Origin of the sequence: Streptomyces sp. NPDC002886 (assembly GCF_042888445.1) — a bacterium.
Classification (GTDB): domain Bacteria; phylum Actinomycetota; class Actinomycetes; order Streptomycetales; family Streptomycetaceae; genus Streptomyces.
In genome coordinates this window covers 146343-167790 of sequence record NZ_JBIAPV010000006.1, presented here as the reverse complement: position 1 = coordinate 167790, position 21448 = coordinate 146343, and the positions used below count along the sequence as shown (strand labels likewise).

The following is a 21448-nucleotide window of genomic DNA, read 5'->3' as shown; positions in this document are numbered from 1 at the left end:
CAGTAGGTCGACTTGAGGAGTGATGACAGTGCACGCGGTACTGAAGACGGTTCGACGGAAGCAGCTGATGGGAGTTCTCGCCGTGCCCGTGGCCCTCTCCTTCGCTCTGATCGCCGCACCCGCGATCGCCGCACCGGCCACGGGTGCAGGCGCGGTGCAGTCCAGCGACTGCTATGACACACAGGGCCAGACGCCCGAAGCCCGAACAGCCAAGGCGAAGTCTGCGAAGGCCCTCAAACGGCTACCGGCCAAGGGATGCAGCGAGCCGCGCGGTCCGCGTGGACCGCAAGGCCCCAAGGGGCCCAAGGGAGACCGGGGACCCGCAGGACCGGCCGGCCCCTGCATCGACGTAGACGTGGTGGCAGGACTTGCTCCCGGCAGCGAGTACACCGCAGCCCTGACGCGCGGCAAGGCCTTCGTGGGCTACCGGCCCTCGCTCACCGGGGCACCCATTTGGCGTGACCTCACCGGACCCGTCACCCCCGGCTTCCCGCGCAACGCCTGCAGCGTCGCCGTGAAGCTCGCCGGTGAGCGCGTCTACGTCAAGGTCCTCACCACCACCGGCGATCTGTACGAAACGTCCTGCACCGCTCCCGCCCTGGCCTGCACCGTCGGATGGGCCGCCGTCGTCAAGCCCTGACCAGCACGGACATTCCTGCTCAGTAGTCGCGGCCCGGCCGGGTAGGCACTGTCTGACGGCTACTGCGTGCTGCTGCTCCACCGAAGCGGCGGAGCTACCCCTAAGCGCGATCAGGACCCGGCCGGAGTGACTACGGTCCCTGGCCAGGTCCTGCTCGCGGGGACAACCCGTCGTCGTGGTTCTCCCCTCTGCACTCTCACACGCACAACATCAATTCGCACTCCGGAATCGGCTGGATGGGCGCCCCTGCGGAGGCCGGACCGCGGCACCGCCGCGCGGGGATGGTGATGGTCCGGGCCGAAGGGGCCACGTGGATCGGCTACTAGACCCGTTGCAGCCGACAGCCCTACGGGCTCGGAACCAGCGGTGGCGCACCGACTCGCTTACCAGGCAAGTCGGCCTAGCCAGAGAGCGGTACCACCCTTGCCTGCCGTGGCCTTTGGTCGGGGGCCTCGTCGCCCTGGGAGACCGAAAAGTATTCCCCGCGCCTGGAGGCTCGTGTCCTGCGCGTTGGACGTCGGCGCTCTCTTGGGCAACGTCTGCTCGACGCTCACCCGTTCGGCAGCTACGGAGAGCGCTGGGCCATCGGGCCGCTACACCTTGCTTCCACTACGTCTCGCCGCCCCGGCGGCAGGGCCTGCGGATCTGGCCAGTTGCGCCTAGGCAGCCGCGGGGGCGGGCTTGGGTGCAGGGCACGAGGAGTGCGGGACATCGAAGTCGCCGCGCATTCGTGCCCGCACCCCTCTGGAGGATGTACCGATGAGCGCTGGAAACGGCTTCCTGAGCACCGAGCAGCTGATCAACCTGACCGCTTTTGACGCGGATGGGGAGAAGATCGGCAGCGTCGGCCAGGTGTACCGGGACGATGCGACGGGCCGGCCGGAGTGGGTCACGGTCAAGACCGGGTGGTTCGGCATGAAGGAGTCGTTCGTTCCCCTCGACGGGGCCCGCAGCGACGGTGAAGCGCTCCACGTCCCGCACCTCAAGAACGTGGTCAAGGACGCGCCGCGCGTCGACGCCGACCAGCACTTGGACGTCGAAGAGGAGCGCAGGCTCTACCAGCACTACGGACTGGCCGGCTCACACGGAAGCGGCAACGGCAAGGCGCAGCGCACCGCGGTGGACGCGCCCGGAATCGCGACCGGAACGTACGTCGATGACCGGGACAAGGGGCGTGGCGGCAAGCCCGGTGAGGACGAACTGGTCCGCTCCGAGGAGCGGCTGCACGTCGGAACCGCCAACGAAGAGGTGGGTCGGGCCCGGCTGAAGAAGGTCGTCGTCACGGAGAACGTCACGACGACCGTTCCGGTCAGCCACGAGGAGGTCCGGGTCGTGCGCGAGCCCATCCGCGAAGGAGAGCGCGTACGGGGCGACATCGACGAAGCCGAGACTGAGGTCACCCTGCACGCCGAGCGGGCGGTGACGCGCAAGGAGACCGTGCCGGTGGAGCGGGTGCGCCTGGAGACCGAGAAGGTGACCGAGCAGAAGGAAGTCTCAGACACCGTGCGCAAGGAGCAGATCCGCTACGAAGAAGGCAAGGACGGCCGTCGGGACGAGGGCCGCAGAGGCCCCCGCCGCTGACCTTCATCCATGCGTATCCGGCCTCCGGCAGACTCTGCCGGAGGCCGGACACTCTCGTGATGGCGCCTGTTGGCGGGGAGGGAACGCGAGGCGTACTCGGCGCGGTCTTCAGGCACTCGCCACTTGGCGGGCTCGTCTGATGTAGGCGTCACGGTCGAGGATGTACACCTCGGCCGCCTCCGGACGCAGCGGGTCGTGGACGTCGGGTTCGTCCAAGAGCGCTAGGAGCGCGGTCAGGACCTGGTGCAGGGTGGCGTCCGGCCTCCATTTCTCTGCCAGCAGAGGGAAGGAGATGATGCCGGTGTTGCTGATGTTGGGGTGGAACACCGCCGTGCGGAAGACGAGGTTGGGCGGCTTGCCGGGGTAGTCGCCCGGCAGGGCGACGGAAACGGCCAGGCGGGCCCTGTAGTACAGCGAGTCAGGTGGTGGAACCAGCACCGCGGTGCCCGCGAATACGTCTCCATCCGTGTGCCCGCCACTGATCGGCCCGTCCGCGGGCAGCGTCTCGACCTGCCGCCAGTCCGCTGTCGCCCGTTTCACGGTGGCGTTCCGCGTGGTACTCATAGCGTCCCGGCCTCCTCGACCATTGCCGAGTGCGGTCGGCGCCCGATGCATGTCGTGTCGCCTGCCCCCGTTGTCCGCAGCCATGCGGCGGCAGGCCCTGGACCGCCATCCGGGCCCGGTACGCGGGTGTAGCGCTGGCGTCAGTTGTTGACGTCGTCGTTGAACCGGTTCGTACAGTCCTGCTTGTCCTGCTGCGTCTGAGCATTGTTCAGGCAGGAGCGCAGGTCCTTGCCCTCATCGGAATTCAGGATCGACACCCCGACCACTACCAGGATCCCCGCGATCACCACGGTGACAGCGCCCAGGACCAGGCCGCTGATCGCCATGCCGCGCCCGCCGGCACCGCCTCGGGCTTTGCGGAGGGCTGCTATCCCCAGCCCGATGGCCACCAAGGCCAGTGGGATGCCGACGAACCACAGCCACAAGAGCAGGAGCGACGCAAGACCCGTGACGAGTGCCGCCACGGCCAGGCCGTTGCGCTTCGTGGCCGGGGCCGGGGCCGGGGCCGGGGCCGAACCGGGGTAGGCGCCGACGGGGGTATCGGAAGAGTGGTACGCGTCGGTCATCAGATGGTCCCTTCACGAACGCCTCCAGGACAACTACCTTGTCTCGATGCGGCGTTCCGCGCTTCTGCCACGCTCCAACCGTCGCAAACCCGCTTCACCATTGGGGGGCCTCCCCAAGCGGGGCGACCGTGTCGCCGCCCTACCGCTTGTGATCGATCTCCACCGAGTCCACCGGAGAGATGAACCCGAGTTTCACCGCGCAGTCGAAGCCGATCCTGCGGAGCCAGGGTCCTGGGGGAGTTACCCTTCCGTCCGCTTCCTTGCGAGGAACGATCCGCTACTCGCTCGACCCTGCCCTCCAGCGTGCTGCTGTACGGAGCTGGGTCGACGAGGGCTGTAAGGAGACCCTGAGCCTGCTCGCTTTCACCGGGCGCTGGTTTGCACCAGATCTGGTGGCAGGTCAGCTGTGGTGACGTACGGGACGGTGTCCAGGTCGAGCTCGCCCGCGATGGCCGTCACGGCCAAGCCGGGGCGCAGGGCCTGCTTCCTCCCCGATCTGCTGGATACTCGCGGCTACTACCTGCAGATCGCATCCCTAGCGTCGATGGGTGCCTCGCCGCTGATGAACGCCGACTGCGCTTCGAAAGCCCGCGTCGAAGCCTTTGCCCACGCCCTGCATGCCGAACTCGCCCACCGGGACGTAACGGTGGGGATCGCGTACATCAACTGGACCGATACAGAAATGATCTGGGGCACCGACGCCCAAAACGTCATCACCGAGGTCCGTTCCCAATGCCCGCGCCGGCCCGCAAGGTGCATCCGGCGGCCCCTGGTCGCGGAGAGGCTGGCCACTGCCGCAGTACGACGCGAGGCATCGGTCTACGTGCCTGCCTGGCTTCGTGTCGTCCAGCCGGTTCGAGCTCTTTTCCCCGTTGTCGTCACCCGTGTCGCACGCACCGAACTTGCGAGGCTGGAGGGCCACCCAGCCACTGACAGCCACCGGTTTGCTCGGAGCAGGGGAGAGGCAGATGAGCGGCTGCGCGACGGCTGAGCTCGCCGTGACGGATCAGTGAAACTGATCGGCCGCTGTTCACCATGCACTTGATGGTCAACAGGTCCTTGCCCGCCCGCGCTGAGATCCCAAACGGTTCCTTCCAGGAGTCCGGCGGGCGTGCCGAGCGCCATGCCGCCATCCGGGTGAGGTGCCTCGTAGGTTCGTCGATCAGGGGTAGGGCTTGCGCATGATCGCCACTGAGTATCTCGCGGCTGAAGCCACAAGTTCACTCCTCCTGATCATCGTGGGAGTGGTGGTCGCCCTACTCCTGATCGGAGCTTTTTGGTACGGCAGCCGCCGCAGCGCACGGCGCAGAGCCCCTGCCCAACCGGCTCAGCAGAGTCCTGAGGCGCGGGCCCGTCAGGACTCCTGGCAGACGCCGGACGGTGATGACGTCGCAGACGGTCCTCCCCGCACGTGATGTGCCGCTTCACTGCTCCATTGAAAGGGGTGTTCTTCCGTCGACGGTGAGTCGGGCCTGGGGTGCGGCTGCATATGACAAGCCGGTCGATCTTGCGTGCATGGCTGGATCGGGATGGGGCAGGCGGTGTCTCGGAGGTTGATAAATATGGTTCCCCTGCTTCTTGTTCTTCTGCTGATCCTTATTCTCTTCGGTGCGGGTTTCGCGGTAAAGATTCTCTGGTGGGTCGCGATTGCGGTCCTCGTGCTCTGGCTCATCGGATTCGTTGCCCGACCCAAGAGCGGAAGCGGTCGATGGTACCGCTGGTAGACGCCGTCTAAGGCGGCAGTTTAGGCACGATGCGGCGGTGGCCGGGTCCCATTCAAGGGCCCGGCCACCGCCGTTTTCTATGGCCTCCCAGGATTTGCGTTACCGGGTTGAACCGGCTATTGCGGGTACGGGTGGTAGTGCCGGGGTGGTCGCCGTGACGCAACAGGGAGACCTGTTCGCCTCCATGATCGAAGGCCGTCCCGGTTCATTCGGATCGGGAGGTGTGAGCGAGGGAAAGCGGGGCAATCGAAGGTCAGGGCGGAGCGTGAGCGACGCCAGGAATAGAGGACGGAAAAGGAAGAGCGGGGAGAATGTATTTTCTCGGCGTCTTCCGTTGACCGGAGGAGTTGTTTTTCGCATGCCTGAGAACGTGTGGGGTTACCGTGAGGCGTCCGGCCGTCTGGCCGGTTCGGACCTGACGGGGTACAAGGTCGAGGCGAGCGACGGTTCCATCGGCAAGGTCGACAAGCACTCCGACGAGGTCGGCTCGTCCTACATCGTGGTCGACACCGGCCCGTGGATCTTCGGCAAGGAGGTCCTGCTGCCGGCGGGCACGATCAGCCGGGTCGACGCGAACGACGAGAAGATCTACGTCGACCGTACGAAGGAGCAGATCAAGAACGCTCCGGAGTTCGAGAAGGACAAGCATCTCGGCGATGCCGACTACCACCGCCAGGTCGGCGGCTACTACGACGGGCCGCACCGCCTCTAGGCGCACGGAACCGGCACCGCGGGGCGGGGGCGACAGCCATCAGCTGTCGCCCCCCCCCCGCGGTGGTCTGCCCACCGGCATTGATCCGGGCGTGCCAGCACCCCGCGGCCAGGGGGGTGATGCTCAATGTCGTCGGTGTGGGTATCGCGTGATGGGACGAGAGGCGGTCTGGGAGGATGCCCCGCATGGATGTCCGGAGCAGGAACCACGTGACGGTGACCGGGCGGGCCGGGGGACCGGTGGTCGTGCTGGCGCACGGGTTCGGGTGCGATCAGAACATGTGGCGGCTGGTGGTGCCGATTTTGGAGCGGGACTTCACCGTCGCCCTCTTCGATCACGTGGGCGCGGGCCGCTCGCAGCTGTCGGCGTGGAGCCGGGAACGCTACTCGTCCCTCGACGGGTACGTGGACGACGTACTGGAGGTGTGCCGGGAGCTGGGTTTCGGCCCGGTGACCTTTGTGGGGCATTCGGTGAGCGCGATGATGGGTGTGCTGGCCGCGGTGCGTGAGCCCGAGGCGTTCGCCGGCCTGGTCCTGCTCGCCCCCTCGCCCTGTTTCGTCGATGACCCGGCCGTGGGTTACCGGGGCGGGTTCAGCGCCGCCGACATTGAGGAGCTGCTGGAGTCGCTGGACGCCAACTACCTCGGCTGGTCCGGCGCTATGGCGCCGGTGATCATGGGCAATCCGGAGCGGCCGGAGCTCGGCGAGGAGCTGACGAACAGCTTCTGCCGCACCGACCCGGAGATCGCGCGGGTCTTCGCCCGGGTGACGTTCCTGTCCGACAACCGCGCCGACCTCGCGGGAGTGAGGGTGCCGACCCTGGTTGCCCAGTGCTCCCACGACGCGATCGCCCCGCCGGAGGTGGGCGCCTTCGTCCACGCGCAGATCCCGGGCAGCCGGCTGGTCACGCTGAACGCGACGGGTCACTGCCCCCAGCTCGCGGCCCCGGAGGAGACCGCGGCGGCGATCGCCGCGTTCGCGGGAGCCGCTGCGTGATGTCCACGGCCGACGAGACCGAGGGCAGCGAAGACCCGTTGCAGGGGGCAGCAGGCCAGGATGCCCGGTTCTCCGAGATGCTGGAGGACAACGCCGAGGACCTGTACGAGCACGCCCCCTGTGGCTATCTGTCCACGCTGCTGGACGGGCGGATCGCGAAGATCAACACCACCCTGATCCACTGGCTCGGCTACGAACGTGGCGATCTGGTGGGCCGCAAGTCCTTCTCCGATCTGCTGACCGTCGGAGGCCGGCTCTACCACGAGACACATTTCGCGCCACTACTGCGCATGCAGGGCGAGATCAGCGGCGTTGCCCTGGAGCTGAAGACCGCGAACGGCTCCCGCCTGCCGGTCATGGTCACCTCAACGGTCAAAAGGGGCAGTGACGGCGAACCGCTGCTGATCCGCACCACGGTCTTCGACGCCCGTGACCGCCGCGCCTATGAGGAAGAACTGCTGAGGGCCCGGCGGCAAGCCGACCTGGAACGCGACCGCCTCAAGGTCCTGAACGCCACCTTGCAGAAGACCCTGTTGCCCCCGGCACTCGCGGACGTGCCGGGCCTGGACGTGGCCGCGTACTACCACATTGCCTCCGCGGACGAGGTCGGCGGGGATTTCTACGACCTCTTCCCCCTGACCGCGGGTACCTGGGGCATGTTCCTTGGCGACGTGTGCGGCAAGGGCGCCAAAGCGGCGGCCGTCACTTCCCTGGCCCGGTACACGCTGCGTGCCGCCGCCGTGTACGACCCGGATCCGGCGGCCGTCCTGGGCAACCTCAACACGGTCTTGAACCACGAATTCAACGGCACCGACCCCCGCTTCTGCACCGTCGTCTTCGGCCTGCTCACCCCCGACAGCGACCGGGGCGGCTTCCACATCACCCTGGCGAGCGGCGGACACCCTCCCGCCCTGCTGATGCGCGCGGACGGAACCGCCACCTATCTGCCCACCCCCGGCGGGCAACTCATCGGCGTCCTGCCCGACGCCCACATCGTCACCACCACCGTGCACCTCACCCCGGGCGACACCCTGCTCCTGCACACCGACGGCCTCACCGAAGCCCACACGGCCGGCGGCGGCCGCGACCGCTACGGCGACGAAGCCCTTCTCGGCTTCGGCCGCACCCTGGCCCCCACGACCGCGGCCGACACCATCGACGCGGTCCGCTCCCTGCTCGGCACCTTGGGCACGGGGGTGGACGACGACACCGCCGTTCTGGCCATTCACGTGCCCCGACCCACCAGTGAAGAGCGGCAGTGACCCGGAACCTGAGCATCCGCACCCGCACCGGCACTGCCGGAACCGTCATCGAACTCGTCGGCGAACTGGACCACCACACAGCGCCTGACGTCAGCAATGCCCTACCGCAGATCGACCTGCGCCCGGGGCAGCAGCTCGTCATCGACCTCACGGCGATCACCTTCTGCGACTCCAGCGGCATCACCGTCCTGATCGCCGCCCGCAACCATGCCCTGGCCGCCGACGCGGCCGTCGCCCTGGCCGCGGTCCCCGAACGTGTCGCCAGGATCTTCCGCATCGTCGGCCTGGATCAGGTCTTCCCCACGTACCCCACCTCGCAGGCGGCCGAGCAGGCCTGGCAGCCCCCGGAGCACTGACCTCGGTACCCGATTCCCGGCGGGCCAGGATCCCTGGCGAGCGTGCTGCCTTCGGCTCCGTAGTGTCTCGGAGCCTGGGTGGACCTGCACGCCGCTCCGCCAAGATCGCTGCCCCCGCTGTTCGAGATCAGCCTTCGTCGGCCTGAGTGATGGCCGTGTGCAGCAGCTTGGCCATCGATCGGCCGGCGACTCGCAGTGGTTCCGGATGGCGGGCGGCCCGGCTGAGCATGAAAGCACCCTCTAGCATCATGACCATCGAGTAGGCGAGGGATCGGGCCGTCTCGGGTTCGGCGACCCAACGACCGAACCACTGTGTCGTCGTGCTGATCCACGCGTCGAAAATGTCGGCCGTGGCTACTCGCAGCACCTCATTGCTGCTTGCGACTTCCAAGGCCACCGTGCCGATCGGGCACGCGTCGGCGTAGTCGACCGCTGCAAGGTCGGCCGCTGCCGCTTCGAAGGCGTGGGCGACGGACTCCACAGGGTCCTGCACGCTGTCCAGTAGGGCCAGGACCATGCGGCTGTACTCGGGCCCGGAGGTGCGGATCATGTCCTCGGCCAGTTGCTGCTTGCCACCGGGGAAGAAGTGGTAGATGGAGCCGAACGGTGCGTCCGCCTCCGCCGCGATCCGCTTCAGACCGGTGGCCGAGTAGCCGTGGCGGCGGAACAGCACCGCGGCGGCACTCCGGATCCTTGTTCGTGTGTCAGACCTGTCCAATGCCTTCCACTCCTTTCCTCTCCGGAACTACAGTAGAACGATCTATCAAGTGGGGGTAGAGATGCCGAGTGTCGCACTGTCGTCCGGGCTCATCGACTACGAGGACACGGGTGGGGAGGGGCCCGTGCTGGTGTTCGGGCACGGCCTTCCGATGAACGCTTCGCAGTGGCGCAAGGTGGTCCTGGCTCTATAGAAGACAAGTGACTCCAGTCGGAAGGTGACTTCTGACTCCACTTGGGCTGGGTGGAGTTCGTGTTGATGGGTTTTGACTCCAGTGGAGGGCTGGTGGTGGGAGGATCGGGGTGCTAGCGAGCGTGAGGGGACTTCAGTGCCCGGCTCCAAGGTCGAGTTGTATGCCGCGATCTGTCGTGATGCGCGGGAGCTGGGTTTGTCGAGTCGCGCGCTGGCGTTGAAGTACTCGGTGGGCCGGCGCACGGTGGCTCTCGCGTTGGAGTCGGCATTGCCGACGGCTCGGAAGCGGATGCCGCCCCGGGGATCACGTCTTGATCCGTACAAGCTGGCCATTGACGGGATGCTGCGGGCTGACCTGGACGCTCCGCGCAAGCAGCGGCACACGCTCACCCGGATCTTCCACCGGCTGCTGGACGAGTACGGCGCGGAGGAAGTGTCGTATGCGATGGTCCGCGACTATGTCTACGACCGGCGCCGTGAGATCCGGGTCGAGGAGGGCCGCGGGCCCCCGGCCTCCTTCATCCCGCAAACCCACCGCCCGGGCGATGAGGCGGAGGTTGATTTCGGGGACGTTTGGATCAACCTCGGCGGCACCCTGACGAAGTGCTTCCTGTTCTCGCTGCGGCTCTCGTACTCGGGCCGCTCGGTCCATAAGATTTTCGCTTCCTGCGGGCAGGAGGCCTTTCTCGAAGGCCACGTCCTCGCGCTGAACACGCTCGGCGGCGTCCCCTACGGCAAGATCCGCTACGACAACTTGCGGGCGGCGGTCGCCCAGGTCCTGGGTCTGACCAGGCGCCGGGTGGAATCTGAGCGGTGGACCGCGTTCCGCTCGCACTATTCGATCACCAGTTTCTACTGCCACCCAGGTGTCGAGGGCGCCCATGAGAAGGGTGGGGTCGAGGGACAGATCGGCTGGTTCCGCAGGAACCACCTGGTCCCCGTTCCGCAGGTAGCCACTCTCGCGGAGCTCAATCTGCTGGTCGAACAGTGGGACCGCCAGGACAACGACCGCCGGATCCGGCTCCGCCCGAAAACCATCGGGGAGTACTTCCAGGCCGAGCACCCGTTGCTGCTGCCGCTGCCCGACGAGGTCTTCGAGACCGGCTTCGTCTCGTCGGTACGGGTGGACCGCTACGGGCAGGTCTCCGTGCGAACCAACCACTACTCGGTGCCGGTGCGGTTGATCGGTCAGATGGTACGGATCGTGCTGCACGCCTCCGAACTGGTGGTCTACGAGGGCCCCAAGGTGGTGGCCCGACATGAGCGGCTGATCGCCAAGGGCGGATCCCGCCTCGACCTGGACCACTACTTGGAGGCCCTGGTCCGCAAGCCCGGTGCCCTGCCCGGCGCCACCGCCTTGGAACAGGCCCGCTCGGCCGGGAAGTTCACGCCGGTCCATGACGCGTGGTGGCGGGCCGCCTGCAAAGCCCACGGCGACCCCGAGGGTACCCGGGCCCTGATCTCGGTGCTGCTGCTGCACCGGAACATGGCCCACGAGGACGTAGTCGCCGGGATCGCGGCCGCACTCAAGGCCGGCGCACTGACCGCGGACGCCGTCGCGCTGGAGGCCCGCAAAGCCGCCGACACCGAGACGGCCGCGCCCACTCCGCCTCAGGGGCGGACTACGCGTCCGGTGGCGGGCGGGGCGACGGTGACGTCGCTGACCGCGCGCCGGCTGGCCGCGCTGCCGCCCGACCCAAGGCCATTACCTTCGGTAACCGCCTACGACGAACTGCTGCGCCGCCGGCACGCCGGACCATCCACCCACCAGGGGGAATCATGACCTCAAAGCGCAACCGGGGACTGACCGAGGAAGCCGTGGACGCGGCCGTGGACCAGGCATGCCGGATGCTGCGGCTGCCGACGATCCGAGCCCAGTACCCGGAACTGGCCGCGGCCGCCGCTCAGGACCAGATGACTTACCGCGGGTTTCTGGCCGAGCTGCTGATGTCGGAATGCGACGACAGGGCCCGCCGGCGCTCCGAGCGGCGGATCAAGGCGGCCGGCTTCCCACGGGACAAGTCGCTTCGGGCCTTCGATTTCGATGCCAACCCGGCCATCGACCCGGCCGCGATCCATACCCTGGCCTCCTGCGACTGGGTCAAGAAGAGCATGCCGCTCTGCCTGATCGGCGATTCCGGGACCGGGAAATCACACCTGCTGATCGCGCTCGGCACTGAGGCCGCGATGCACGGCTACCGGGTCAAGTACGTCCTTGCGACGAAACTCGTCAACGAACTCGTCGAAGCCGCCGATGACAAACTCCTCGCCAAGACCATCGCCCGCTATGGCCGCGTCGATCTTCTCTGTATTGACGAGCTGGGCTACATGGAACTGGACCGGCGTGGTGCCGAACTCCTCTTCCAGGTTTTGACCGAGCGTGAGGAGAAGAGCTCTGTGGCGATCGCCTCCAACGAATCCTTTGGAGGCTGGACCAAGACCTTCACCGATCCCCGGCTCTGCGCGGCCATCGTGGACCGCCTCACGTTTGGCGGGAACATCATCGAGACCGGCACCGAGTCATACCGCCTCGCCCACACCAAGGCCCAGCAGCAGCTCAAGGCAGTCTGAACCAGGTCCGCCATCGTCAGCCGTTCGGGGCCTCGAACGTATTCACCGCAGTGCGGAAGGTTCCCTGACCGGGCTGAGCTGGGTTGATCAGCACTACGAAGTCCGGCAAGGCTCCCGGAACGGGCCGTCCTTCCTTGTCCTGGCTGCCAGCCTCAGCCTGCCAGTCGATCAAGTGGACGACTACGGCACAGTGGCCCTCGGGCACGGGGTGCTCAAGCACGCCATCCGAGACGTCGGCACCGACGTTTTCGATGCCACCTACGAGTGCGCGACCGCGGGAGACGAAAAGGTAAGGCCGAGAAGCGACCAGTTGATGGGCAATCTCCCGCCCGGTCAACATGGCCGGCGCGGCCGCAGTGCCCGCACGGAGCAGGACACTGAACGCGCCGTCTCCGCCGACGTTGAGCGGAACAAGAGAACCCGCCTGGATATGGCCGACGATGTCCTCGTCCTCCAGGAGCTCGTCCTCCCAGGTGTCGTAATCGACGACGGCCTCGAACCGCTGCGGATCCCACAAGACGAGCATTCCCGCGTCCGTGGCCACCGTCGCCGAAACCTCATGCAAGGGCTGCTGGGCAGTCACTCGCTCCTCCGGTCATCTCGCTTGCTGCATTCGAATCGGCTGATTGTCCCAGCAAGGGGCCGCGACCTACCTGGCGGGGCCGCGTCACGCCCGCAGCCGAGCCACTTCAGGCCGCCGCTACCTCCGGATACGGCGCCCGCCTGGGCCGCTTGTGACCGTCGGGCCGAGGCCGACTCAAACCGTCCATGGTCAATGGAATCCCGGTCTCCCGGAGCGGCTAGGAAGGCAGCAGACCCGGGATGCCTCAAATGTCCACTACGGAGTCGCTGGCTGTGGAGTCATATCTCGCATTCAAATCTTGCTCTGGGCACCCCTCAAGGGAGTCAGAACTGACCTACCACTGGAGTCGGTTGTCACTGACGCAGCCAGTGGTCCCGATGCTGGACGGATACCGTTGTGTCCTGCCCACGTTGCCCCTGGGCGGTCACCGTCAGCCGATGAACCCGGATGCTGATCTGTCTCAGCGCGGTGTCGCCCGGCTCCTGGGCGAGTTCATCGAGAAGCTCGGTCTGACCCAGGTGACGCTCGTGCTCAGTGACTGGGGCGGTGGCCAGTTCCTGGTGCTGGACGGGGAGGATCGACACATCGCGCGCATGGTGCTGGTGGCCTGCGAGGCCTTCGACAACTTTCCCCCCGGGCCGGCCAAGGCCATGGCGCAGGTGTGCAGGATTCCCGGCGGCGTCTGGTTCTTGACGCGACTCATGCGGATCCCGGCCTTCCGGCACAGCCGGGGTGGCTACGGCGGGATGAGCCTGCGGGGGATCCCCGACGAGGTCATGGACGACTGGTTCGCTCCGGCCACCCGCAGCCGGGCCATCCGCAGGGACTTCGCCAAATTCGCCACCGGAGCACCCGGACGCAAGACCCTGCTCGCATGGAGCGAAGGGCTGCGCGACTTCGAGCGCCCGGTACTGGTCGTCTGGGCGACCGAGGACCGGTTGATGCCGCGAGAGCACGGCCCGCGGCTGGCCGAGCTGTACCCGCAGGGCCGGCTGGTCGAGATCGCCGAATCGTCCACCCTCATCCCCGAGGACCAGCCCGAACGACTTGCGCGAGCACTCACCGACTTCCTGATCCAAACCGGAGCAGAGCCGGCCCGAAGCGCCTCCTGAGCGCGAGGGCGACAGACGGGCCCGGCCCGTGCCCAGTCCTCCCGCCCTGGTCGCCGCTGCCGGGGCGCTTGGTAGCGGAGCGCTTGACAGACCGCCTACCGGACAGAGTTCGCACCGGCACGACCCGTCGGTGTGTTCGGCAGTCACCTACGAGTTGGATGTACCTCACGGGCCGCGGTGCAGTACGCGTACGCGTTGCGCCTGCCCTCTGCGGAGGGCGATGCCCACCCCGTGCTCTGAATCTGGAAGAGCACGGGGTGGGCGCGTTGCCGGTTGCCGAGGGGTACCAGTCTGCTGGAGGGCGCCGGCCTTCAGCACGTCGTCCGCCGACAGCGGCTCTGACTCAGGTTGAGCGAGAAAGCTCCGGGATTCACTCCGTGGGCGCGAAACATTGGGGTAGACGCTCCTCCATGGCATCCAAGCGCGAATTCCTCACGTCCTTGCGGGTCGCACGCCAACTGCGCCGGGTCCGCTCGCTCTACACCGCTGGTGCCGTCCTGTGGGCTGCTGCGGCCGCATGGGCCGGCTGGCTGGACTTCGGAAGTCAACAGATGTGGGTCTGCGTCCTCCTCCTCACCATCTTCACCGGCCTGCTGACCACTGCCTCGGTATGGATTCGCCAGCTTCCGCCTATCCACCAGCACGGCGGCCACGAATCACCCCGCAGGGCCGTAACTGCTGCTCAGTAAGCGCACGAATAGCGACGTACAGTCGGCGGTGACGCTTTCGGGAGCCGTGTCCGCACCGCTCAGGAGTCGCGGTGGTGGAGCCCCCATTTGGCCGGGCCGCCACCACGCCGCTTGATCAAGCCCGCGCCGTGGAGCGCAGCCTCGTCGGCATCGAAGTCGGCGCCGACGATGCGTCCAAGGACGTCATTGGGGCCGTAGGCGTGGCCGGGGATGATGCCGTCGAAGGCACGCGCCGCCCGCCCCATTCGGCAGGTAGGTAAACGACCGCACGTAGGTCGGCCCGTTGACTCATACCCCCACCTTGCCCGGCTTGGGGGATCTTGGGCAGGCTGATGGCAGGCAGGATCGCCCACGAGCATGCTCCTGCCCCAGAGCTCCCCGCTCCGCGACATCGTCACGGATTCAATGGAGAACGCCAGGGTAGCTGAGAGCCATCGATCCACTGGTGAAAGGTAATGCCCGTGCTGATGGCTCACCCTGCAGTGCTCCCCGGCCTCGTTCCCCGCTACTGGGCGCTGTCCGTCCTTGACGCGTCAGAGGACGGCTCGCCTGTTCGGAAGGAGATCGAGGATGTCGAGCGGGCCTTGTGCGTGGTCACGGGGACCGGTGACGTGCACGCCGCTCTGATCGCCGCCCGTCACAACCTGCCGGGGGCGGGCGTTCTTGACGACTCCGTCCTTGTTTCCGGCTGACCGCATAGGACAATGACTCGTCGCGTCCGCTGTGGACGCGACGGCTCCAGCAGCTGCATGTACCTAGTCTGGGCCTCCCGCTGCGGAGTGCGCACAAGAGCGCTGCAGTCCATGAACGTACACGTCGCTGAGGTCCAGCCCAAGCCCGCTCCGCTAAGGGCCAGGGGGGCGGTCGGAGCCCATCGAGGTCGGCTCCCTAATAGAGGGGCTACGGCCGTCGAGCGCATGGCGCAAGGCCGCACTAAGTCGAACACGCCCACTCGTACCCTCCCGCAGCCAACTGCGGTGACCCTGCAGCGGCGATGTGCGGTCTCCAACCAGGTGAGCTTGGGGGCGTCGGCCAGACCCGCCGATGCCTCGCCTCAGTGCAGGTTGCGTTTGCGCCACGCCAGGACCGTGAGCGTGGTGATGGTGAGCAGCAGAAGGCCGTTGCGAACGGCCGGCCGCGTCAGGGTGGCGGTCACCGGGGGGACGCCATTGGAGGCTTCCGATCTTCTGCCGATGACCGTTTCGATCAGTTGATCGACGAGCAATGCCGCCTTGCGGTGTGAGGGTTGGACTGCCTCAGGGGCGTTGTGGGACACGTTCTCTTCCTCTGTTCGGCTCCGGAGTCGAGTCGTGGGTCGGAGGTGCCCTGCGGGTGGTACGTACCGAGGACGGGGCAACGCGGGGCTGGCTGGCCTCAGCCGTTGAGGGCCGGGAGGACGGTCTTGCGGTAGTTGGCGAAGAAGGCGTCCTGCTCGGGGCCGATCTGGCCGATGAAGACCTCGTCGAAGCCTGCGTCGATGTACTCGCGGATTGCGCTGACGTGCTCGGCGGGGTCGTCTCCGCAGGGAGTCTTCTCGGCTACCTGATCGCGCGTGACGAGTTCACTGGCTTGTTCGAAGTGCGCGGGGGTCGGCAGGATCTGGCCGAGTTCGCCGGGCAGGGCCTCGCTGGGCCACAGACGGTGGACGGTGTCGATGGCTTGGTTCCGGTCGGAGTTCCAGCACACCTTGAGCCCGCCGATGACGGGCTTGCCCTCGCCTCCAGCCCGCCGGAAGGCGTCGATCAACTCCCTTTCGGGCCCCATGAGAACGAAGCCGTCCGCGATGCGGCCGGCCAGTTCCGCGGCGTTCGGTCCGAAACCGGAGACGTATACGGGAGGCGGAGTTCGTGGAACTGTGTAGAGGCGGGCGTTGTCGACGGTGTAGTAGCGGCCCTGGTAGTTGACGAGATCGCCTGTGAACAGCTTCCGCATGACCTCTACGGATTCCTCGAGCATGTCCGAGCGTTCCGCGTGGCGGGGCCAGGAGTCGCCCAGGACGTGCTCGTTGAGAGCCTCACCGGTGCCCACTCCGAGGGTGAAGCGGTCGTTGAGGAGAACGCTGGAGGTCGCGGCGGCTTGTGCTGTGATGGCCGGGTGGAGGCGAGTGGTCGGGCAGGTGACCAGGGTGGTGACGGGCAGATCGACGGTCTGCGACAGGGCGCCGATCATCGACCACACGAACGGGCTGCTGCCCTGGGCATCGTTCCACGGATGGAAGTGGTCGGAGATGGCCAGCCGGGTGAACCCGGCATCCGCTGCCCGCCTTGCTTGGTCCAGCAGTTGCTCTGGGGTGAACTCTTCACAGGAGAGGAAGTAGCCGAACTCTGTCATGGTGGGCTCCGTTCATCGGGGTGCTGGAGTCTGAGCCGACGTGGCGGGCCCGGCGTGGCTTCAGCTCGGCGGGTAGGGGTTGGCCTTGAGCTGTCGGGCGAGGTGAGCGGTATTGGCGGCCAGGGTCTTGGTGGTGGCGGCCGTCTTCTCGGGGGTCTTGTCGAGGTCCTGGTAGTCGGTCTTCTGCATGGCTTCGCCGACCCAGTAGGTGACGGCGTTGGGGGCGAGGGAGAAGCCGGCGTCGTTCAGCCCCTGGTAGAGGTCGGCGCTGACCTTGTGGGCGCCGTCCTCGTTGCCCACGACGCAGACTGCGGCGACCTTGCCGTAGGTGAGCATGCGGCCCTCGTCGTCGGTCTCGGAGATCTCTGCGTTGAGCCGCTCCATGACCTTCTGGGCGATGCTGGCGGGGTGGCCGAGCCAGATAGGTGTGGACAGGACGAGGATGTCGCAGCCCAAGATCGTGTCGCGGATCTCGGGCCACGCGTCGCCGTCGCCCAGGTCGGTGCTGATTCCCGTCTTCACGTCATGGTCGGCGATCCGGATGGTCTTGCCGGTGACACCGTGCTCGGCGAGGGCGGCCATCGTCTGCTCGGCGAGCAGCTGGGAGCTGGAGGGCGCCGGGGAGGGGGAGAGGGTGCAGACGAGGGCGACAGCGCGAAGGGGGGTGTTCTTGTTGGGGTCCATGTTGCGCGGCTACCCGCCGATCTGCCATTGATGTTCCGGTTGGCCCAGTTCATCCAGCAGAGGCTGTGGGTCAGTCCGGGCGGGAGTGTCATACGGCCTGGCCGACCACAAGGAGGTCGTCGAAGACAACCTCGCCATGCTGCTCCGGCTAGGCATCACCACTCTCCTCACCACCTGTGGCTCGCATCAAAGTCAGGGGCGATCGCCGGTGCCGCCTTCCGAGGGTGCTGCGGTGTGTTGATGCCCGCCTGGGCGGGGGGTCTTGGTGGTGTCGTGGATGCTGTCGCGGGCGGCTGCGGCGACGGTCTCGGGGGTGATGCCGAATTCGGTGTAGAGGCGTTGGTAGTCAGCGGATGCGCCGTAGCGTTCGAGGCTGATGATGCGTCCGGCGTCGCCGACGACGTCGCGCCAGCCCTGGCCGATGCCTGCTTCCACGCTGACGCGGGCCCGTACGGCCGGTGGCAGGACCTCGTCCTGGTAGTCCTGGGGCTGGGCGGCGAACCATTCGCGGCAGGGCATCGACACCACCCGTACCGCCAGGCCTTCGGCGGTCAGCACATCGCGGGCGTCCAGGGCAATGTGGACTTCGGAGCCGGTGGCTACCAGGATCACCTCGGGCACTGTGCCGTCGGCTGTGTCCGCGAGGGTGTAGCCGCCGCGGGCCGCTTCCAGGGCCGGAGCGTACTGGCCGTTGCTGTGGTCCAGGACGGGCAGGTTCTGACGGGAGAGGATCAGGCCGGAGGGCCGGTCGGTGTGTTCCAGGATGGTCTGCCAGCAGGCGGTGGTCTCGTTCGCGTCGGCGGGGCGCACCACGTCCAGGCCGGGGATGGCGCGGAGCGCGGCGAGGTGTTCGACGGGTTGGTGGGTGGGGCCGTCCTCGCCCAGGCCGATGGAGTCGTGGGTCCAGATGTAGGTGACGGGCAGCTGCATCAGGGCGGCGAGGCGTACGGCCGGGCGCATGTAGTCGGAGAAGGTCAGGAAGGTGCCGCCGTAGGGACGGGTGAGGCTCTGCAGGGCGATGCCGTTGAGGATCGCGCCCATGGCGTGCTCGCGGATCCCGAAGTGCAGGGTGCGCCCGTAGGGCCCGCCCTTCCAGTCCTTGGTCTGCCGGTCGGCCGGCACGAAGGACGGTTCGCCCTCCATGGTGGTGTTGTTGCTCCCCGCGAGGTCGGCCGATCCACCCCACAACTCCGGCAGCACCGGGGCCAGCGCGGTGAGAACCTCACCGGACGCGGCGCGCGTCGCCATCCCCTTGGCGTCGGCGGGGAAGGTGGGCAGGACGTCGCTCCAGCAGTCCGGCAGCCGCTGGGCCTGAAGCCGGTCCAGCAGCGCAGCGCGGTCGGGATGCGCGGTTCGCCAAGTGGTGTATGCCTCGTCCCAGTCGGCGTGCGCCGTGCGGCCGTGCTCCGCCGCCTGTCGGGTACGGGCCAGGACCTCGTCCTCGACGGTGAAGTGCTGCTCGGGGTCGAAGCCGAGCAGTTCCTTGGTGGCGGCGATCTCGTCTTCGCCGAGTGCTGAGCCGTGGGCCTTGCCGGTGTTCTGCTTGGTGGGGGCCGGCCAGCCGATCAGGGTCCGCAGCATGATCAGCGACGGGCGTCCGGTCTCGGCCCGGGCGGCGCGGGTCGCGGCGAGCAGGGCGTCGACGTCCTCGACGTAGGAGCCGGTGATGGTCCAGTCGACGGTCTGTACGTGCCATCCGTAGGCGGCGAAGCGTGCGGGCACGTCCTCGCTGAAGGAGACGTCGGTGTCGTCCTCGATCGAGATGTGGTTCGAGTCGTAGAAGACCGTCAGGTCGCCCAGTTCCTGGTGCCCGGCCAGGGAGGCGGCCTCGGCGGTGACGCCTTCCATCAGGTCGCCGTCGGAGGCGATGACGTAGATGTGATGGTCGAAGGGGCTGGTGCCCGGCGCAGCGTCCGGGTCGAAGAGTCCGCGTTCGCGGCGCACGGCCATCGCCATACCGACCGCGCTGGCCAGCCCCTGTCCCAGCGGCCCGGTGGTGATCTCCACGCCGCGGGTGTGGCGGTGCTCGGGGTGGCCGGGAGTCGCCGACCCCCACGTCCGGTACGCCTCCAGGTCCGACAGCTCCAGGCCGTAGCCGGCCAGGTAGAGCTGGATGTAGAGGGTGAGGCTGGAATGCCCGCAGGACAGGACGAACCGATCCCGTCCCAGCCACTGGTCGTCGGCCGGGTCATGCTTCATGACGTTCTGGAACAGCAGGTACGCCAGCGGGGCCAGGCTCATCGCCGTCCCCGGATGGCCATTGCCTACCTTCTGTACCGCGTCGGCGGCCAGCAGCCGCACGGTGTCGACCGCCCGCACGTCGACCTTGTCCCACCCGGCGTGCTCGGCTACCGGGCTCGCCACGGACCTGTCGCCCCCTACGGACTGCTCGCTCATCATGCTGTCCCTTCGTCGAACGGACGGACCGGCCTCTGGGGACGCCCCTTCCCGCCGGTGGATGTGCCCTCGCGGCCGTGCCGTCCGGCACCCGCGGATGCCGTCGTGACCGTCATCGTGCGGCCGTCGGCCCAGATCCCAGCGTTCGGGCCGCCGCGGTGGCGCGCACCTGCTCCAGCGTGGTGCTCTGCCGCTCGGCGCGGTCCAGCAGCGCGTCGAGGTCGTGGGCGCGGAGCCGGCTGTCGGTCTGGGCCAGGTCGCGCAGGGTGCGCCAGCAGGCTGCCTTGCCCTGGACGCCCGCCAGCATCGCCTCTGCCTCCAGGACGTCACTGAGCGGAGAGCGGGAGAACAGGTGACCGTTGGTCTTCAGGCGGCCCGCCTTCTCCGCCAACCAGCCCAGGGCAGCCTTGTACTGGGTGGTCGACACGCCCAGGTCCGTCATCACCATGGCAAGAGCGTCACGGTCCTCCTCGACCTGGTCGGCGAGATCGGCGAGTGTGCGGCCATCCTCCTGGTCCTTTCGGGCGTCTGCGGCGCGACGGAACAGTTCCAGGCCGCCTGTGGCGGCGGCGTAGTGGTCGCCCAGGTAGATCGCCAGGAGCTCGGCGCTCTCGGATTCGCCGTCCTGTGTTCCGGGCGTCGTGTGCATTTCGCGGGCGACCGACTCGCCGAGCTCGCTCCAGCTGTCCTCGAACTTGGTCAGCCCCTCGCGTTCGAGGGTGTCGGTGACGTCGGTGAAGTCGATGCCGACCCGTTCCAGCGCGGCGAAGTGAGCCCTGGCGGCCGCAAAGTCGTCCACGGTAGGAGCGTGCGCGAGAAGGGTGCCGTGGTCGGCGAACGCGGCCAGCGTACTGCCGGGCATCGTGTTGACCGTGCCCGCGATGACGAGCTCACTGACGTACATCGTGTCGGGGTAGGAGGGGTCCTTCACTCCGGTGGAGGCCCATAGCGGGCGCTGCGTGCGGGCCCCCGCCGCCGCGAGGCGCTGCCAGCGCGGGTCTACGAGCATCTGCTCGTAGGTCTGGAAGGCGAGGCGCGCGTTGGAGACCGCCGTCTTGCCCTTGAGCGCCAGCGCCTCGGGTGTGCCGATGGCGTTGAGGCGGCGGCTGACCTCGGTGTCGACGCGGGAGACGAAGAATGAGGCCACCGAGTGGATGTCCGCCAGCTCGCGCCCAGCTGCCTGAGCCTGCTCCAGGCCCCGAAGGTAGGCGTGCATCACCTCGCGGTAGCGGTCCAGAGAGAAGATCAGGGTGACGTTCACGCTGATGCCCTCCGCGGTGACCGCGGTGATCGCTTCCAGCCCCGCCCGGGTGGCGGGGATCTTGATGAACAGGTTCGGCTGGTTGACCGTCTCCCAAAGCTTGCGCGCCATCGCGACCGTAGCGTCGACATCCTGCGCCAGCCGCGGGTCGACTTCGATGGATACCCGTCCGTCGATTCCTGCGGTCCGCTCGTACACGGGGCCCAGGACGTCACAGGCATGGCGTACATCATCGGTGGTCAGGGCGAAGACCGCGTCGTCGACGCTGCCTCCGGCCTCGCCCAGGCTCCGCAGCTGCTCGTTGTAGCGGTCCCCCTTGGACAGAGCCGAGGCGAAGATCGTGGGATTCGTGGTGACCCCCACGACGTGTTTGTCCGCGATCAGCTTCTTGAGCTCTCCGCCCGCGAGAAGTTCCCTGGACAGATCGTCGAGCCAGACCGACACCCCTGCTTCGGACAGGGCGGCGAGCGGACTTGATTCAGCGGAGACGGACATACGGACCTCCAAAGC

At 67.5% G+C, this 21448-nt stretch carries 24 protein-coding genes and 1 pseudogene; 15 read left to right on the top strand and 10 right to left on the bottom strand.

The genetic code is table 11. The features are described from left to right. The first annotated feature begins 22 nt into the window (after positions 1-22). On the top strand, positions 23-640 hold the full coding sequence (locus tag ACFYYB_RS26785; protein ID WP_389438122.1) for a hypothetical protein: 618 nt from the start codon (positions 23-25) through the stop codon (positions 638-640). 759 nt (positions 641-1399) lie between these two features. Continuing rightward, positions 1400-2221 carry a DUF2382 domain-containing protein gene (locus tag ACFYYB_RS26780; protein WP_389438121.1) on the top strand — a complete coding sequence of 274 codons (822 nt, stop codon included), beginning with the start codon at positions 1400-1402 and terminating at the stop codon, positions 2219-2221. A gap of 108 nt (positions 2222-2329) precedes the next feature. Here ACFYYB_RS26780 and ACFYYB_RS26775 read toward each other — a convergent pair whose 3' ends face one another. Together ACFYYB_RS26775 and ACFYYB_RS26770 are read right to left on the bottom strand one after the other, a co-directional pair. Beyond that, complete coding sequence (locus tag ACFYYB_RS26775; RefSeq protein ID WP_389438120.1) at positions 2330-2785, bottom strand: ubiquitin-conjugating enzyme E2; 456 nt, start codon at positions 2783-2785, stop codon at positions 2330-2332. Positions 2786-2925: 140 nt separating this feature from the next. After that, a complete protein-coding gene (locus tag ACFYYB_RS26770; RefSeq protein WP_389438119.1) occupies positions 2926-3351 on the bottom strand; it encodes a DUF4190 domain-containing protein in 426 nt (141 codons plus the stop codon). A gap of 448 nt (positions 3352-3799) precedes the next feature. Between ACFYYB_RS26770 and ACFYYB_RS26765 the strand changes: the two genes are divergently transcribed. From ACFYYB_RS26765 to ACFYYB_RS26735, 7 genes are all read left to right on the top strand, one after another. Further along, entirely contained in the window at positions 3800-4342 is a 543-nt protein-coding gene (locus ACFYYB_RS26765; protein ID WP_389438118.1) for an SDR family NAD(P)-dependent oxidoreductase, read from the top strand. Positions 4343-4532: 190 nt separating this feature from the next. Further along, entirely contained in the window at positions 4533-4766 is a 234-nt protein-coding gene (locus ACFYYB_RS26760) for a DUF6479 family protein (protein WP_389438117.1), read from the top strand. 147 nt (positions 4767-4913) lie between these two features. Next, positions 4914-5075, top strand: a complete 162-nt coding sequence (locus ACFYYB_RS26755; RefSeq protein ID WP_266902550.1) for a hydrophobic protein — start codon at positions 4914-4916, stop codon at positions 5073-5075. 358 nt (positions 5076-5433) lie between these two features. Further along, complete coding sequence (locus ACFYYB_RS26750) at positions 5434-5787, top strand: PRC-barrel domain-containing protein (protein ID WP_389438116.1); 354 nt, start codon at positions 5434-5436, stop codon at positions 5785-5787. 185 nt (positions 5788-5972) lie between these two features. After that, positions 5973-6782: an alpha/beta fold hydrolase gene (locus ACFYYB_RS26745; RefSeq protein WP_389438115.1), complete on the top strand. Its 810-nt coding sequence runs from the start codon at positions 5973-5975 to the stop codon at positions 6780-6782. Then, complete coding sequence (locus ACFYYB_RS26740) at positions 6782-8044, top strand: PP2C family protein-serine/threonine phosphatase (RefSeq protein WP_389438114.1); 1263 nt, start codon at positions 6782-6784, stop codon at positions 8042-8044. The genes ACFYYB_RS26745 and ACFYYB_RS26740 overlap by 1 nt, the downstream gene beginning before the upstream one ends. After that, entirely contained in the window at positions 8041-8400 is a 360-nt protein-coding gene (locus ACFYYB_RS26735; protein ID WP_389438113.1) for an STAS domain-containing protein, read from the top strand. The genes ACFYYB_RS26740 and ACFYYB_RS26735 overlap by 4 nt, the downstream gene beginning before the upstream one ends. Before the next feature lie 127 nt (positions 8401-8527). On the opposite strand, the gene ACFYYB_RS26730 is transcribed toward ACFYYB_RS26735, so the two are convergent. Continuing rightward, positions 8528-9118: a TetR/AcrR family transcriptional regulator gene (locus tag ACFYYB_RS26730; protein WP_389438111.1), complete on the bottom strand. Its 591-nt coding sequence runs from the start codon at positions 9116-9118 to the stop codon at positions 8528-8530. 61 nt (positions 9119-9179) lie between these two features. Between ACFYYB_RS26730 and ACFYYB_RS26725 the strand changes: the two genes are divergently transcribed. From ACFYYB_RS26725 to istB, 3 genes are all read left to right on the top strand, one after another. After that, the gene (locus ACFYYB_RS26725) at positions 9180-9311 is read left to right on the top strand and encodes an alpha/beta fold hydrolase (protein ID WP_389438109.1); all 132 of its coding nucleotides are present in this window, start codon (positions 9180-9182) and stop codon (positions 9309-9311) included. A 135-nt stretch (positions 9312-9446) separates the two neighbouring features. Further along, entirely contained in the window at positions 9447-11093 is a 1647-nt protein-coding gene (istA, locus tag ACFYYB_RS26720; protein WP_389438456.1) for an IS21 family transposase, read from the top strand. After that, positions 11090-11881 (top strand): IS21-like element helper ATPase IstB, encoded by a 792-nt coding sequence (gene istB / locus ACFYYB_RS26715; RefSeq protein ID WP_389438108.1) that lies wholly within the window; start codon positions 11090-11092, stop codon positions 11879-11881. The genes istA and istB overlap by 4 nt, the downstream gene beginning before the upstream one ends. A 16-nt stretch (positions 11882-11897) precedes the next feature. Here istB and ACFYYB_RS26710 read toward each other — a convergent pair whose 3' ends face one another. Next, positions 11898-12464, bottom strand: a complete 567-nt coding sequence (locus ACFYYB_RS26710) for a hypothetical protein (protein ID WP_389438106.1) — start codon at positions 12462-12464, stop codon at positions 11898-11900. 368 nt (positions 12465-12832) lie between these two features. Here ACFYYB_RS26710 and ACFYYB_RS26705 point away from each other — a divergent pair. Next, positions 12833-13576: pseudogene (locus ACFYYB_RS26705) on the top strand (alpha/beta fold hydrolase); the annotation flags it as partial. 410 nt (positions 13577-13986) lie between these two features. Then, positions 13987-14265, top strand: a complete 279-nt coding sequence (locus tag ACFYYB_RS26700) for a hypothetical protein (protein WP_389438105.1) — start codon at positions 13987-13989, stop codon at positions 14263-14265. A 59-nt stretch (positions 14266-14324) separates the two neighbouring features. Here ACFYYB_RS26700 and ACFYYB_RS26695 read toward each other — a convergent pair whose 3' ends face one another. Then, positions 14325-14510, bottom strand: coding sequence for a hypothetical protein (locus ACFYYB_RS26695; RefSeq protein WP_389438104.1), 186 nt, complete (start codon positions 14508-14510; stop codon positions 14325-14327). 216 nt (positions 14511-14726) lie between these two features. Here ACFYYB_RS26695 and ACFYYB_RS26690 point away from each other — a divergent pair, with 216 nt between their 5' ends. Beyond that, positions 14727-14957, top strand: coding sequence for a DUF5133 domain-containing protein (locus ACFYYB_RS26690; RefSeq protein WP_389438455.1), 231 nt, complete (start codon positions 14727-14729; stop codon positions 14955-14957). 362 nt (positions 14958-15319) lie between these two features. Here ACFYYB_RS26690 and ACFYYB_RS26685 read toward each other — a convergent pair whose 3' ends face one another. The 5 genes from ACFYYB_RS26685 to tal form a co-directional block, all read right to left on the bottom strand. Beyond that, a complete protein-coding gene (locus ACFYYB_RS26685) occupies positions 15320-15541 on the bottom strand; it encodes a hypothetical protein (RefSeq protein ID WP_389438102.1) in 222 nt (73 codons plus the stop codon). 98 nt (positions 15542-15639) lie between these two features. Further along, the gene (locus ACFYYB_RS26680; protein WP_389438101.1) at positions 15640-16596 is read right to left on the bottom strand and encodes a TIGR03557 family F420-dependent LLM class oxidoreductase; all 957 of its coding nucleotides are present in this window, start codon (positions 16594-16596) and stop codon (positions 15640-15642) included. A 60-nt stretch (positions 16597-16656) separates the two neighbouring features. Continuing rightward, positions 16657-17280, bottom strand: a complete 624-nt coding sequence (locus ACFYYB_RS26675; protein ID WP_389438100.1) for a flavodoxin family protein — start codon at positions 17278-17280, stop codon at positions 16657-16659. Positions 17281-17472: 192 nt separating this feature from the next. After that, complete coding sequence (tkt, locus tag ACFYYB_RS26670) at positions 17473-19680, bottom strand: transketolase (RefSeq protein ID WP_389438099.1); 2208 nt, start codon at positions 19678-19680, stop codon at positions 17473-17475. Positions 19681-19789: 109 nt separating this feature from the next. Continuing rightward, positions 19790-21433 carry a transaldolase gene (gene tal, locus ACFYYB_RS26665; RefSeq protein WP_389438098.1) on the bottom strand — a complete coding sequence of 548 codons (1644 nt, stop codon included), beginning with the start codon at positions 21431-21433 and terminating at the stop codon, positions 19790-19792. Positions 21434-21448: the final 15 nt, after the last annotated feature.